Annotated in this window: 8 protein-coding genes, 1 tRNA gene and 2 pseudogenes; 4 read left to right on the plus strand and 7 right to left on the minus strand. The window is 57.4% G+C overall.

The window, feature by feature from the left end; translation table 11 throughout:
- Positions 1 to 463: 463 nt before the first annotated feature.
- Positions 464 to 1,447: a hypothetical protein gene (locus ACF8AM_RS06585; protein WP_392554860.1), complete on the plus strand. Its 984-nt coding sequence runs from the start codon at positions 464 to 466 to the stop codon at positions 1,445 to 1,447.
- Between the two features lie 632 nt (positions 1,448 to 2,079).
- On the opposite strand, the pseudogene ACF8AM_RS06590 reads toward ACF8AM_RS06585, so the two are convergent.
- The 5 genes and pseudogenes from ACF8AM_RS06590 to ACF8AM_RS06610 all read right to left on the minus strand — a co-directional run bounded on the left by ACF8AM_RS06590 (position 2,080) and on the right by ACF8AM_RS06610 (position 10,112).
- Positions 2,080 to 3,318, minus strand: a pseudogene (locus tag ACF8AM_RS06590) (hypothetical protein).
- A gap of 19 nt (positions 3,319 to 3,337) precedes the next feature.
- A pseudogene (locus tag ACF8AM_RS06595) lies at positions 3,338 to 5,314 on the minus strand (hypothetical protein).
- Positions 5,315 to 5,415: 101 nt separating this feature from the next.
- A complete protein-coding gene (locus ACF8AM_RS06600) occupies positions 5,416 to 7,902 on the minus strand; it encodes a polyketide synthase (protein WP_392554861.1) in 2,487 nt (828 codons plus the stop codon).
- 96 nt (positions 7,903 to 7,998) lie between these two features.
- The gene (locus ACF8AM_RS06605; protein WP_392554862.1) at positions 7,999 to 9,876 is read right to left on the minus strand and encodes a proteasome accessory factor PafA2 family protein; all 1,878 of its coding nucleotides are present in this window, start codon (positions 9,874 to 9,876) and stop codon (positions 7,999 to 8,001) included.
- Positions 9,873 to 10,112 carry a hypothetical protein gene (locus tag ACF8AM_RS06610; RefSeq protein ID WP_392554863.1) on the minus strand — a complete coding sequence of 80 codons (240 nt, stop codon included), beginning with the start codon at positions 10,110 to 10,112 and terminating at the stop codon, positions 9,873 to 9,875. Before ACF8AM_RS06610 ends, ACF8AM_RS06605 begins: the two co-directional genes overlap by 4 nt.
- Before the next feature lie 626 nt (positions 10,113 to 10,738).
- On the opposite strand from ACF8AM_RS06610, the gene ACF8AM_RS06615 reads away from it, so the two are divergent.
- From ACF8AM_RS06615 to tgt, 3 genes are all read left to right on the plus strand, one after another.
- Positions 10,739 to 10,812 (plus strand) — tRNA-Thr (locus tag ACF8AM_RS06615).
- Positions 10,813 to 11,017: 205 nt separating this feature from the next.
- Entirely contained in the window at positions 11,018 to 12,349 is a 1,332-nt protein-coding gene (locus tag ACF8AM_RS06620) for a tetratricopeptide repeat protein (RefSeq protein WP_392554864.1), read from the plus strand.
- Entirely contained in the window at positions 12,346 to 13,479 is a 1,134-nt protein-coding gene (gene tgt, locus ACF8AM_RS06625; RefSeq protein WP_392554866.1) for a tRNA guanosine(34) transglycosylase Tgt, read from the plus strand. Before ACF8AM_RS06620 ends, tgt begins: the two co-directional genes overlap by 4 nt.
- 397 nt (positions 13,480 to 13,876) lie before the next feature.
- Here tgt and ACF8AM_RS06630 read toward each other — a convergent pair whose 3' ends face one another.
- Entirely contained in the window at positions 13,877 to 14,158 is a 282-nt protein-coding gene (locus ACF8AM_RS06630; protein WP_392554867.1) for a DUF1589 domain-containing protein, read from the minus strand.
- A gap of 82 nt (positions 14,159 to 14,240) precedes the next feature.
- Positions 14,241 to 14,490: hypothetical protein (locus ACF8AM_RS06635; RefSeq protein ID WP_392554865.1), on the minus strand; the 250-nt coding region annotated here is incomplete at its 5' end.

Genomic DNA, 14,490 nt, shown 5'->3' on the forward strand with positions numbered 1-14,490 from the left:
ATCGTCGCCAGCCGCGTGAGCGTTTGGAATGGCGACGCCTGCAAGCGTGCTGCCGGCCAGCGTGGGTCCTGCGATCAGGCCGGAGTCCTTGAGGAACGAACGACGACTCGCATCGATGGTGCGACTGGCTTCTTGGGAATCGGTGGGCTTCGGCTGTGGCATCAGAGACTTCCTGTAGCAAAACGTGTAGAGCGGTTCCCGATGGGGTCAGGAGATCCGCGGAAGGTTGGGAACGGGGTGGGAACCAGGACGATTTGCCTTAACGAGAACTCCATTTCAAGGACTCAATCCGCGAGTCAAAGGCTGAGGTTCAGGCAATCTGCGTCAAGGTTTGGAGCCAATTATACCCGAGATCACACCGCTGGGTTCACCCAGAACTTGATTTTGCACGGCAAGTCAATGGTTTTGTGGACTAAAATGAAGACAAACGGATCTTTCCATTCAACGAGAACAGAGCAGTGATATGCGGCGATTTTTAGTTGCTTCGGCCTTCATTTTTTGTGTCTCCGCGCCGACAGCGGATGCTCAAGGTGTTGTCGCCCGCTACCGTGGGGGCCCGGGAGCGGGCTTTGGATTCTACGGGCCTGCGTACCGGACGCCCGGCTATCTCGCTCCGCCCCCGTTTTTTCCCGCCCCTGTGGCCGTCGTGCCAGTTGGCCCGCCACCAGTGCGACCGGGTTCTTACCGGGATCCGCTGTATCGCTACCGAGGCGTCGCCCCCGTCGGGCCCGCTATTTCGGTTTCGCCCTTCCCCCCGTCGCCAGCCGTCATCCTGCCTCCACCAGTGTATGGTGGACCCTCGTTTTACGGGGCGACCGTGACAGGTGGAATTGAAATCAACACTCCGGGGTTTCGACTCAGCGTTCCCGCACCTCCGTCGTACCTTTACCCGTCTGACTCGATCGCACCATCCGAGCCCGTCATCGCGGCTTACCCGCCGCCTGCCGGGCCTGCATTCGATGTCGCGACACAGTTGGCCGAAGGCGTCGAACGACTGGCCGCTGCTTTGAACACGATCGAAGACGGCGACATCTGGTGGGATTACTTGCAGATCGATGCATTGCGACAAGTCACGGACAATGACCAAGTGACCGCGGACGGCTCCATGACAGGGGAAGCGGCTGCAACCATCGATTCGGTGGCTCGGGCCTACCAAGGCGTCACCACCAGCGGCCAACTTGGACGCATCGCCCGATTGGACGGGTTCGCCGAGACACGCGATGCTCTCGTGGTTCTTTCGCAGTCGCAATCGATCTTGCCGGAGTCAGACGTGTCCACCGAGGCGGAGAAATCGCAAACGCAAGAAACGGTGACGAACGAGCCGACATTGGCACCTTCGCCGGAAGGAGCGAATGACGCGGCAGCGGAAGAAGCACCCCGAGAGGTTGGATCGAGCGAAGAAGGCTCGATCGAAGAGTTACCAGCCCCGCCGAAGATCAAAATCTGATTGGGGATTTGTTGGGGGGATGGATGCTGGTTGCGAGGTGCCTGGCATCTCGTGCTGTTCCGGCTCTTGGGTGTCGTCGTGCTCGTGCTCAGCGAAGCGGTGCTCGTCCTCGTAATCGACGTCCGACCGGAACTCGATCAGGTCCGGTTCGCCTTCGTTCACCGTGGGCGATCGTCCATCGCTTCCACCATCAGGATTTTGCAATTTACAATTTCACTTTTTCAATCGATCCCCCATCTCATCGCCTGGCACCTGTCGCCGCTCCGCGGCTTGTCGCGCGTGGGGAGGGACGCACGCGACCTCGGGTTGAAAACCCGAGGCTGACGGATGTCACCGCTCCGCGGTTGCCCGATCGCTCGGCCAGACACAATCAGTCGCGGAGCAACGAAAGCCTCGAGAGCAACCCAAGTTGATCTTCGCCCCGGATGGGGCCGCCATTCTTAGCTCGGGTCGGAAGCCCCGAGAGTGATCAAGGAAAACAAATGGTCGCCCCGGATGGGGCCGTCGCCTGTCAAGTTGCATGAGCTGACGCGTCGTGCTCGTGCTCAGCGAAGCGGTGCTCGTCCTCGTAATCGATGTCCGATCGGCCATCGATTCAACCATCCGGATTTTGCAATTTGCAATCTACCGCTTCACTTTTGCGTGGCCAATTTTCGGAAGTAGGCTTCGATTGCTTCGCGGTAGTGGGTTGGAAGATCGCGGCTGATCTGTTGCAGCGATTCTTGACGCTCCGCTGGTGGCAGGTTGCCCCAGCCGTTTTGATCGTCAATGTTCTTGCGATCCACGTCGCCTTGCCCGTTGGCACCTGCGATGCGGCTGTCATCCATTGGTGACGATTGGCCGTCGCTTTGGCCCCCATTCCCACTGGCGTTTTGTTGCTGCTGTTGTTGCTGTTGCTGCTTCTGTTGTTCTTCTTCGATCTTGTCGATCAGTTTGGTCAGTTAGTCGATGACCTCTTGCTCGCGTTCCTGGGTGGCTTCATCCGCCCGCCCCAAATCCAAGCGACGCGTCACATCGCTCATCAAACGTGAAATTTCGTCGAGGGAATCTTTCTTCAGCGGTTTGATGTCCGCGACCATCATCTCGGCGGTGCGGGCGTAACGAGCGGGGATTTGATCCTTGCGTTGCAGCAGTTGACGCAGGTCAGACAGCGCGTCTTTGATCTTCAGTTGAGCGTGGTAGCACGCACCGCGATAAAACAGCAGGGTGGCTGGATCGGGGCAGACCATCGGATCGACTTCGGCAAAGATCGGAAGGGCTTCGTCGTAGTACCGCGCTCGCACCAATTCGCGACCGATCCAAGTCCGCAGGGCAGCTCGCATTTCGTTGGGCATCGATTCCACGAGCGCGTAATCAGGACCGCTGGGGTCCATCGCTCGAGCGGTGATCAACAAATCGGTGTTCAGTCGGTTCATCAGTTCCGACAGCACATCGAATTGTTCGGATGCCGCGTCGACCCACGCATTGAGCGGTTCAATGTCGTCGCGTTGCACCCCAATCAGAAAGCTCTCGGCCGCTTGATCCAACAAATCCGGCGCGACGCCGAGTGCATCCAGCGCGGCTCGAAGTTGCTTGGCCATCTCATCCGAATCTCGCAGTGGCCAATCGGCACCACTTTTCAAACCGTTGTTGGTCGACTGGTTCGCCTCAAGCGGTTTTGCTTCGGATTCGGGGATGATCTGGACGGGAGCGGAGCGGGAGAAGGAGGTGAGAGAATTCGCTGGAGAGGAGGATTCGATGGCGGTGGAGATGGCGAGGGGTTCAGTCGATGCCCCCAGATCGGCCATCACCGGCGACACCGAAAAAGAAGCGGGCACCAGTGTCCAGAGCGCAGCAGCGAAACGAATTCTCATCAGCAATGGTCCAATCAAGGTCTCGGGACGTGGTTCCCTATTTGTTCCGCTCGGTCACCAAATCGCGGGTGATTTGATAGAGCCGATCTTGTCTTTGCGACAAATCGCGGAGCAACGGCAAGACTTCTTCCGCGGAATTTGCCTTGTCATCTGTCAAACTAGCATAGCGATCCGTGGAGCCCTGGATGCGAGTTTGCATGGTTCGAATCAATTTTAGCTCCGCCAACTTCTGGACAAGGGGTTCTGCGCCAGAACCTTGAGGTTGCCCCCCACCGTCGCCCTGTTGTTCCTGTTGTTTCTTTTTTTCCAGGTCACGTTGAGCCTGAGCTAAGGCCGCAATCATTTCCTCCAGCGCCGCCAAGATGTCGGTTTGCAGCCCTTGAGTGACCAAGTCGATCTTGCTTTGTCCCAAACGTGTTGCGACTCGCACGGTGTCTTCCCGCAATTGGGAGACGACTTCCGGGAACGCGACACTTGTGCCTTCTTCTCGCAGAAGCAACATCGCACGGTCGGCTTCCAGGGTGATTTTTTGCTCTTCAAACGCCAGATCGCCGGCTTTCAAATCCGTTGCCCGATTGCGTTGAACCTCGGGTGTTTTGGACAACTGAATGGTTTCGTCCAAGACCGCGGACTGCATCGCTGCCATCTTTCGCAAGCGAGCTTCCAGCTTCGCGAGTTCACGCTCCATCTCTTCTTCGCGAAGTTGGCGGAGGATTTTTTCCAGTCGATCGATGGCGCGGCGAAGTTCCTCTTCCGCTTGGCGTTGTTGTTCGGTTGCTTCTTGTCGTTCGTTCTGAGCGAGCTTGTCCTGGGCCTCTTTCATGCGTTCGATCGCACGCTGCAATTGCTCCTCGGCTTGTTGCTGAGGCGACTGCGGCTGGGGTGGCTGCTGTTGCTAAGACGACTGCTGCTGGCCCGTTTGTTGTTCGCCAGATTGCTGCTGCCCGGACTGCTTGGGAGCGTCTTGGGATTGCGATTCTCCTGATTCGGACTTGGGTGATTCCGAGGGCTCCATTTCACCTTCGGACGATTCACCTTCTGGTTGTTCGCCTTGAGGTTGTTCGTTTTTCTCGAACCCATCCTGTGGTTCTTCACCGCCACTGGGTTGTTGTTCCGAGTCTTTCTTTTTTTCGCCACCTTGGCTGGGTTGATCGCCGTTGCTTTCTTTCCCAGGCGATTGTTCGTCGCTGGACTCTTTGGGCTCACCGGGTGTTTGGTTGTCAGACTGGCTTTCGCCGTTTTGTTTTTCACCCGAGGCTTCGTCGCTGTTGTTCTGCGGTTCGCCCTTGGGGGCTTGCTCGTTCGATTCGTTTTCGGACGCTTCGGATTGGGAGGCCTCGGCTTCGGATTTGCCGTTGTTTGTTTCTGGCGATTCTTCTTCGAGTTCTTTGCGAAGCTGTTCGGCGCGTTCGGCGATTGCCTTTTGTTCTTTTTCGACTTCGCTCATCTCGACACCGTTCTCGGTTCGAGCCCGGACGCTTCGTTCGTTGCGTTCGGTCAGGCGTAGTTGTTTGATGAGTTCGGAGATTCGTTTTTTCTCGTCACGAATTCGCGAACTGCGGTCTTCGCTCATCAACAATTTCAAAATCGATTGCAGTTCTTCGGTCGCGGATTTTTGGTCCGCCATGGCTTTGGACAGTTGACCGTCGCCGATCATCTTTCCAGCGCCGCGAAGTTTTTCTAAGACGAATCGTTCACGGGACTGTTTGGCGACGCGTCGGAGCAAGGCGGACCGTTCTGGGTTTTCGCTGGCTTCCATGTCGGCCAAGCGAAGCAGCAATTCTTCCAGACGTTCGTAACGCGTCGCGACACTGGATTGACGCGAGGCAAGCGTGTTGACTTCGCCGCCCGTGGACGACTGAGCAAATCCCCAGTTGGCGGGCACGGACATGCCAACGATGGTCGCTGCGAAAACCAGCGAGCAAACGGACTGATAAACGAGCCGAATGCGAACACGCCCGAGTTTGGGGGCGACTCGGCGGCAGTCAGCTTGGTTCATGCAATCGTCGTTCATGGGACTGGATTTTCCATCCGCGGGGAGCGTTGCGAGGCAATGCATGGGATCGCAGAGGACGCGTTGTGTCGTTCTCGACGTCATGCATTGCCCGGGCATTCTTACTTGAACAGATCTTGGACCTGCTGGTTTCGAGTTTCTTCGGTTTGCTCGATCAATTCTTCCTGATCGTTGATCAAGCCTCGGACCAAATCAAGAATTTCGTTGAAACTTTCAAGGTCAAGCATCTTTTCCAAGACGGCGTTGAGCGACAAAAGGACTTCGTCGGTTGTTGCAATTGCGGCGGTCGCGGCGTCTTTCATTTCCTCGGAGGACGATTCCGTGGCATCGTCTGCCATCAAAACACGCTCCATCGATGTGATTTGACGCTGCAAACGTGGCAACGGTTCCGTCACAACCTTGGACAATGGATCACGAACGCCTGCTTCCAATCTTTCGCGACGATCAACCGAGTCGACTCGGTTCTGCACCATTTCCAGCAACATGTCTTCGAGTCCTACGACAATCCCTGCCAACTCTTCGGTGGACTTGGTCGCTTGCAGTTCGGCCTGTCGGATTCGCAACTGAACGCGTTGGCGGGCGCGGACGTTTTCTTCGTCATCCGTTTCCTGATCGGCATCGCCTTCTTCGTCAGCGTTTTCTGAATCTTCCTCGTCGTCAGCGGATGGCGTTTCCTGATCGCCGTTCTGCAGTACATCGAGGGCGTCATTTTGCACGGCGGCCAAACTCTGTCGCAGACGTTGTGTTTCATCGATCGCTTGTTCCAAACGCGAACGGAATTCCTGTTCGCGACGTTCCAGCGTGGCCAACAGGGTTTCCGGAGTCACCACTTCTAAACGCACCACTTCTCCGCGAATCAAATGCGGCTCACCAAGATCAAATCGGTCCTTGGCCGTTGTGAAAATCTGAACGCTTGCTCCTGGGGCCAACCCGGTCACGATGCCGTCGTCGGTCAAGTCTCGCAGGTCAAACGTCCACGCCGCGTTGCCGTCGCGATCCATCTCGGGCGAGATTGTGTGTTGCTGCGGCTCGGTTATCGAATCTTCTGGTTGAGTGCCGGCGTTCGCCGTCGCGATTTCCTCGGAAGCTCGAACGGCCATGGTGAGGCTGAGCGATTCGACGCCGTAGTCATCCTTCGCTGTGGCTTGGATCGGAAGCATGGCGATCGGAGTGATCGATGAACCGATGCCTTTCATGGTCATTGACGTTTCAGGAACCTGGTCACGGACGACGCCGATGAAGTAGCGGTAGGACGCCTGAGCCGAGATACCGGTTTCGTCTCGCGGCACCAATCGGACCGACGTCGGTTCGCGTAGATCTGTCACGGACCATTCAAACGACATGCGGTCATCCGAGATCGTGACCTGAGGTGACAAGCTTGCTCCCTCGGGATCTTCTTCCGCGATTGCGTTGTCGGAGGAGGTCGCGACATCCACCGCGCCGAGCGGTTTGCTGCTGGTGCCGCGAAGTGTCAGCGAACTGCCTTCGCGGATTCGGAAACCGGCTTGGTACTTCAAGACTTGGTCGGCGATATCGGATGCGCCGCCATCGTCAGCGAAGATTCGCAAGTAGTCCGGGTAGCGGATCGCCAATTCCATGTCCGCGATCGCGGGCGGATCAACGGCTTCGATTCGGTAGTCCAGCAAACGGTCGTCCAACCCGCGAATGGTCATCGTCACGGACTCCGAAAGAGTCGCCAGCGGAGGCCCGTCCAACACGAAGGATTGGTAACCATCCTGGATTCGGCCGACTCGGCGGAGGTTGCTTTGGCCTCGGTTGCCGCCATCGTCGACATACGACACGGTGCAGACTTCGGGAACGATGTGTCCGAGTTCTTCCGTTGCGGCGCGGATTCGCAGCGTGGTGCTGCTGCCCCGCGCCAAACGCAGGACTTTGTTTTCAAACGTCAGCAATTCGGTGCCAACCTCTTCGGTTTCGTCCGCGGTGATGATCGGCGATTCGACGCCAATCATTTCGAGGGCGGCTTTGCGAGGCCAAGGCGAATCCGATAGCAACGACAATCGCCCGACCGCGCGAGCGAAAGTTTGTGGGCTGGCGATGCCCATCACCAACGCAGCCAACAGCAACGGTATGACCAGCATCAACTTGCAGCGAATCGGTTCCCAGCGGAACACGCGTCCGAAGTCGACTTGGTCCACCGCCGCGGCCGCTTCTTGGTGAACGTGTTTCAGCAACACGGGGCTGTGCGAATCGTGCGTGCGGTTTTCTTGGGTCAGTTGAACGGCGGTGACCAAACGTCCGCCCAGACTTGGGTGATGACGTTCGATCAAAAGCGCGAGCGAATCATCCGGCAATTCGCGATTGAGTCTGCCCCACAACCACTTGGCCAAGATCAGAACAATCAGCCCGGCCACGACAAACAGCACCACCGCGCGAGCCGATCGTGGCATCTCGCTGCCGCCGATTCGAACGGGCAAATAGTCCACGGCCAGGGCGACCCAAAAGACGACCAGCACCAACGCGGCGATCGCCAGCAGCGAATCCCAAACGATGTAGCGCCGCACCCGGTCTCGCAATCGTGATAACAAATCACGAAGTCCCGGATCCAACGATTCAGTACGACCCATCCGATTCCCAATTCAATTCGTGCGTGTGTCCGTCCGCTTTATCCTACCAACGATCCACGGGCCAGCCTATCGCAGCGTTTCCGTCGATCGGCATGCTCACGAACAGTGCTGTTGGCTCGCCCCCCGGGTGCCGTCTGTTCGATCACCATAAACCACTGTCCGAATGGCTCGGTCGTGGTCCACCAATGCCCGGTCCCAATCCGTTCGCATGGTCGGGCCGCCGGCAAGCGAAACCTCGCCCGCAAATTCACGAATCATCCATCCCCGGTGTGCCGCGGGTGAGTCCGCGGGGGCGTTGCGGCGCCGCATTTCAATGTCGACACCGGCAACCAATTCATGCTCTTGATGGTCCGCGATGAAGCGGGCGAAGTACCCGTCTTCGGACAACTCGTGGTATCGCAGGTCGATTTTCTTGCGAGTGATCCAGGTCGCCGGTTCGCCGGGGGCATCGCCGGTCGCCTGGTCCAGCATCCATCGTTTTCCCAACCAATCGATGCGGCCCAATCCTTGGGCGGTTTGCTTGCTGTCTTTGCGGAACTGACGCACCAAGCGAATCGATTCGGCCCAGTGCCGAAGGGCTCGCTCGGCTTCTTCCCATTCCGATTCGCGGTTGGAACATTGTCTTTGGTTCCGCACAAAATTCTCGGCGGCGCGGTAGTACTTCGTTTGCATCTCCAGTGATGTCAGTTCGCCGTGGCTGGTCGGAACCCGACACCGCAAATTCCAATCGCGATTGAAAGCATGCAGGGCTTTGATCGGATGCCGCAAACGAGGCAAGTCTTTCGTTTGCTTGGCCTCGATCATGTCCAGCACCAAAGCCACACTGCCGACCTTGGCCCACTGCGCCAGATCGCTGAGGTTGGAATCTGATAAACCAATCTGCAAACGTTGGCGACGCTTGAAGAGCTGGCGAGTTTCCGCGATCGAACGCCATGACCGTCCGCACAACTTGCTCAGCCAGTGACCGTAAACATAAATGGGACGTTCCCCGTTGAAGCCACCCATGTCGGCGGCACGGTCCACGCCCATCGCTTTGCCCGACAAGAAAAAGCAACCGTCGTGGTCGAGATGCCCTGTCCCCATGATCGCGACGCGCGACACCAACAATCCGGTCAGATAGCGACGTTGCGATCGAAAAGCAAAGTGCGACCCGACGACACGCAGCGCCACGACCAACGGAAGATGCAACACGCGTAACGAGGCGATCGAACACCACTGAAACCATTTGGGCAGCGCAATGAAACTCTCTTCTGATTCATCGGTCTCGGACAGTTTCTCGTGGCTGGGTTCTTTATCTGCTGTGACTGCGTCTCGCAACGGATCGTGTCGGTGCCCGCGGCGACGGATCATTGAACGCAATCGCTGGCCCAATTGCTGGACGAACGACGCTGCGACAATCATCAGCACAATCGGGAACGACATCAGGACGCAAGCAATCTGCAGTGCCCACACGAAACAGATCGCGATGCGATACATCAGCAACCAGGGGCCGGTCGCCACATCGGTTTCGTAGTTCTCTTGGCAACCATACAAGTGGCCCGCCGCGTCGCAACTGTTTTTCAGGACGCGAAGTCGACCGACGTTTTGGTTGACGGACCAACTCGCTTCATGCGACGCGTCTCGCATGATCGCGTCGATTGCGCGTTGGCACGCCACCAAATCGCTGGGCCGGTAAACCTCCGGTGTGGCCATCTCGACCAGCCCACCGGGGCCATCGCGAAGAGCCAAGTGTGTTTCCAGGTTCAGTGCGGAGCCATTGGCTAAGAATCGACGATCGCCACCGTCCAGACCTTCGACCGCAGGCATGTGGCGACAGATTGCATCACGCAAGGCAACGTAAACTTCACGAGCCGAAACATCCGATTGCAAGGCTCCGTCTCGTGGATCGACGAAGGTCGCAAATTCGGTTTCCATGCCCATCAGACGACGGCACAGTCGTTGGCGAATCGCCAGTTTCGATGCGGGCGGATTCATTCGCCGTCGTGGTGCGTGTTGGCTCGGTGCAAGTAAGTCGTCGTGTCTTTCGCGGCGTCCGATCGAAGGTACGATGAAAACTGGTTCAGTGAATCGTGGGTCGGCGAATCACAAGGAGCCGAGATCTCGGGATGCGATGGTGGTTGTCGATCACGTGTTTTCGTGGTGAGCGCTTTTACCGTCGCCGCAAACGATCTTTGGTCTGCGTTTTGGGGCAGTGTTTGTGTGACATTCATCTTTGAATAGACCTTCCGTTTGATATTCGCGAACGACTCCATTGGCTCGTGCCGACTGGTTCTCGCGACCGCCACCGGCATCCTCTTGTCAGGGATGCGGCGACAATCGTTTTGCGTCCTTAGGTTTCGGTGCCGTCCGCCGGCCATCGGTCACCGAGTTTCGCGACGCAAAAGTGTCGTCATTCTAATGACCGTTGATTCTATCACCTTGCCGAGACCCGTTTGGGGACCGGCGAGCGATTTGATCGTCATTGATGTCGGCATGGTGTTTGACTCGGTTTCCCAACCCGATGCGTGAGCGAGGGACCCCCAGCCTTCCTTGCGATGGCACGCGGTCCCTCGCTAACGCGTCGGGTTGGGATTGGCGTGCGGTAGGCACGCTTCGGGTTGGGATGCAACAAGCCTTGGCGCGTCTCATTTTCTGGTGGATGGGCGTGGATGACGGACATCTGACGGGAAATTGTGGAAAACTTTTTTTAAATTCTGAAAGTTTTTTCTGCCAGCCCGTAAAAAATTGTGGAATTTTTTATGCATTGGGATCGCTTCCGGGGGCGCTCGGGGGCTTCACCCCCGTCCCGACGGCCCTTGACGTTTTAGCCCAAAGACACGTATTCTCTGGAAAAGTTGCCAGCGTAGCTTCAATTGGCAGAGCATCGCATTCGTAATGCGAGGGTTGCCGGTTCAAATCCGGCCGCTGGCTTTGATCGACAAAATTTTTTTGTCGCACGTTGTGGAGGGTTTTTGGGCATCCGATTTCGGTGCCAATTCCTCCACAAAGACAAACAGTCGAAATACAGGGGTTCTGCAGAGCACAATGCTGTGGAGCCCTTAGCGCCACCTGACTCTTTTCCCTCCTTTCGGATCGCTGTGCGAGCGAGCCGAAGTTAGCCCCGGACAAAACGAAGATGAGCGAAGTCGAACTCGAAGTTCTCGACCTGAAGCAAATGGTTCTGGCGAGCAACTCGTTCGGCCCCAGCGACGTCGCCGAGATTCGGCAGGCGATCACCGAAAACTACGGACACTTCGGTGAATTGCGCGACGCGGTCAACGAAATGGAGCAGGACGATGCCCTGACTCCAGCCGGCAAAACCAAGATGGGCGTTTGTCAGTTCTTGCTGGGCCGATTCAAAGACGCCTCGCAAACGCTTTCTGCAGCCGACGGCAGTGCGATGGCACTGTTCTACAACGCTCGCTGCCAGTTCGAACTGTCGAACTTCGACGGTGCGATCGAAGGCTACGAACAAGCCAAGACGTCTGGCTACAACGAAGACCAGTGCAAAATCGGCATCGCAGAAGCCAAGCGTTACCAAGGCAAGATCGAAGAGGCGATGGCGATCTTGGACGACATCTTCGGCCCCGCGGAGCAAACCGCGGACTACATGTACCAACGTGCGGCAACCGCTGCTCAAATCGGTGGTCGCATGGAAGAGGCCATCAACCTCTACCAGCGTGCGGTTTCGACCGACGAAAATCACGCCGGTGCGTTGTTCGGTTTGGCTCTCGAAAACGACCGTCTTGGCAACGACGACGAAGCCCTGCGATTGTACGAACGAGCCGCCAAGGCGTTCCCAACCGGCATCGGTGCCCTGATTAACTTGGGCGTGATGTACGAAGACAACGGGCAATACGACAAGGCCCAGTTGTGCTACAAGCGAATCCTGGATTGCCACCCCGATCACCCACGTACGCAGTTGTACATGAAGGACGCTTCGGCGACCGGCAACATGCTGTACGACGAAGAAGCACAACGTCGCAACGACCGTTTGGCTCAAACGTTGAACATGCCCGTGGCGAACTTCGAACTCAGTGTTCGAAGCCGCAACTGCTTGCAAAAGATGGGCATCGAAACGATTGGTGACCTGACCCGCCACAGCGAACAAGAATTGCTTTCGAGCAAGAACTTCGGCGAAACCAGCTTGGTCGAAATTCGCGAAATGCTGTCGCAAAAGGGTTTGTCGCTCGGCCTGTTCGCTGGCGAAAAGAAATCTAACGACCCGCCTGTCGACACATCGCACATGTCGCCCGACGAGCAAGCTTTGTTGGAGCGTCCGATTTCAGACCTCAATCTCTCGGTTCGTGCTCGCAAGTGCATGACTCGTTTGCAAATCAACTCCATCGGTGAGCTGATTCGTAAGTCGGGTGACGACATGCTGGAGTGCAAGAACTTTGGTGTGACCAGCTTGAACGAAGTCCGAGAGAAGTTGGCTGACCTCGGATTGAAAATGCGGGGCGACTGACCCGCTTGTTTCGCTATGAATTGATTGGCACCGATGGAGGTGCCCGGCGTGGTGTTTTTCATACGCCGCGAGGACCCGTTCGCACGCCCGGCTTCATGCCGGTCGGCACGCTTGGAACGGTCAAAGGCCTGACGATTGATCAAGTCGCCGCTACCGGCGCGGACATGATCCTGGGTAACACGTACCACCTGCGTCTGCGTCCCGGTCACGAAACCGTGGCCGCCCTCGGTGGCTTGCACAAAATGTGTGGGTGGGATGGCCCGATCTTGACCGACTCGGGTGGCTTTCAGGTCTTCTCACTCGGGGCGATCAATCAAGTCACCGAACATGCGGCGACGTTCCGATCGCACATCGACGGCGCCAAGATCGAGCTGACCCCAGAGCACTCGATCGAGATCCAGCAGGCACTTGGCAGCGACGTTGCGATGGTCTTGGATCACGTCATCGCGCTGCCCGCGCCGGTGACGCAAGTCGAAGACGCGCTGGCGCGGTCGATCCGTTGGGCGGCTCGTTGTCGCGACGCCGCGGACCGAGAGGACCAGGCTCTTTTCGCAATCGTCCAGGGCGGTTTGGACCGGACACTGCGGCAGCAGTGCGCTTCGGAGCTCGCTGCCATGCCCTTTGAGGGTTATGCGGTGGGAGGGTTGTCGGTGGGGGAACCTCCCGAGGACATGTACACGACCACCGGATTCACGACCCCGCATTTGCCGGGTGATAAGCCTCGGTACCTGATGGGCGTGGGCACACCGCGTGACCTGCTGGAAAACATCGCGCGCGGAATCGATCTGTTCGATTGCGTGATGCCAACTCGCAACGGCAGGAACGCTTTGGCGTTCACCGATGAAGGGCCGCTGAAGCTACGCAACGCAGTCCACAAGCTGGACACGCGGCCATTGATGGAAGATTGCCCGTGTCTCGCATGTCGGCACAGTCGCGGTTATTTGCGTCATTTGTTTGTTGCGGGCGAAATGCTTGGTCCGATTTTGTTGTCGCATCACAACCTGATGTACTACGGCCGGTTGATGCAGGAGACTCGCGACGCCATCGAAGCGGGCGAATTTGAGTCCTTCAAAAACGCCAAGCTCGCCGGGTGGGGCTATGAACCGTTTCGAGAGACGGTAGCGTCGTAGCACCCGGTAGACGGAATCGCCAAGAATTCGGATGTGGCACGTGTATCGCGGGGGATGAATTCGAGCTGCGTCGAGTGTCGATGCGTTTTTGACGCAGAGACGCCAAGTCGCGGAGACGCATGGGGTCGCCCGAGCAGTGCGAGTGACCTGCGTTGATGGTGTCGCCAGGATCGAGGGGTGGCCCCTCGCTGACGCGTCGGGTTTTGATGGGGCGCTGGTGCGTCGTGTTGTGATGGGAAACGGACGCGTTGTGTTTTAGATTCGTAGGCCAGGTTGTACCTGGCATCCTTGCCGATGCTTTGGAACAAAGCGAGGCGTCCGACGTTTGTAACGCAAGTTCGATGGGTGCCGTCCGGTCGCCATCGCCAGGTGGAACCTGGCCTACTGCCGGCTTGGGCTACGAACCGTTTCGAGAAACGGTAGCGTCATGGCACTCGGTAGCCGGATTCGCCAAGAATTCGGATGTGGCAAGTGTAGCGAGTGGCCTGCGTTGATGGCACGCTCGGAATTGAGGTGTGTCCCTCGCTGACGCGTCGGGTTGTGATGGACGCTGGTGCGTCGTGTTGTGGTGGAACTCTGGTGCGTCGTGTTTTAGATTCGTAGGCCAGGTTGTACCTGGCAGCCGGGCCGATGCTTTGGAACAAAGCGAGTCGTCCGGCGTTTGTAACGCAAGTTCGATGGGTGCCGTCCGGTCGCCATCGCCAGGTGGAACCTGGCCTACTGCCGGGTGGGGCTACGAACCGTTTCGAGAGGCGGTAGCGTCATAGCATTCGGTAGCCGGATTCGCAAGGATTTGGATGTGGCAAGTGTACCGCGGGGGATGAATTCGAGTGGCGTCGAGTGTCGATACGTTTTTGACGCAGAGACGCCAAGTCGCGGAGACGCATGGGGTCGCCCGAGTGGCCTGAGTTGTTGGTGTCGCCAGTTAATTTACCCACCGCTTTGAGGGAAAGAAAAAAATTATCATTCACTCTTTCAATACCGACACTGACACCATGCCTGATGATATTC

This window comes from Rhodopirellula sp. JB055 (assembly GCF_043100905.1).
Lineage (GTDB): Bacteria > Planctomycetota > Planctomycetia > Pirellulales > Pirellulaceae > Rhodopirellula.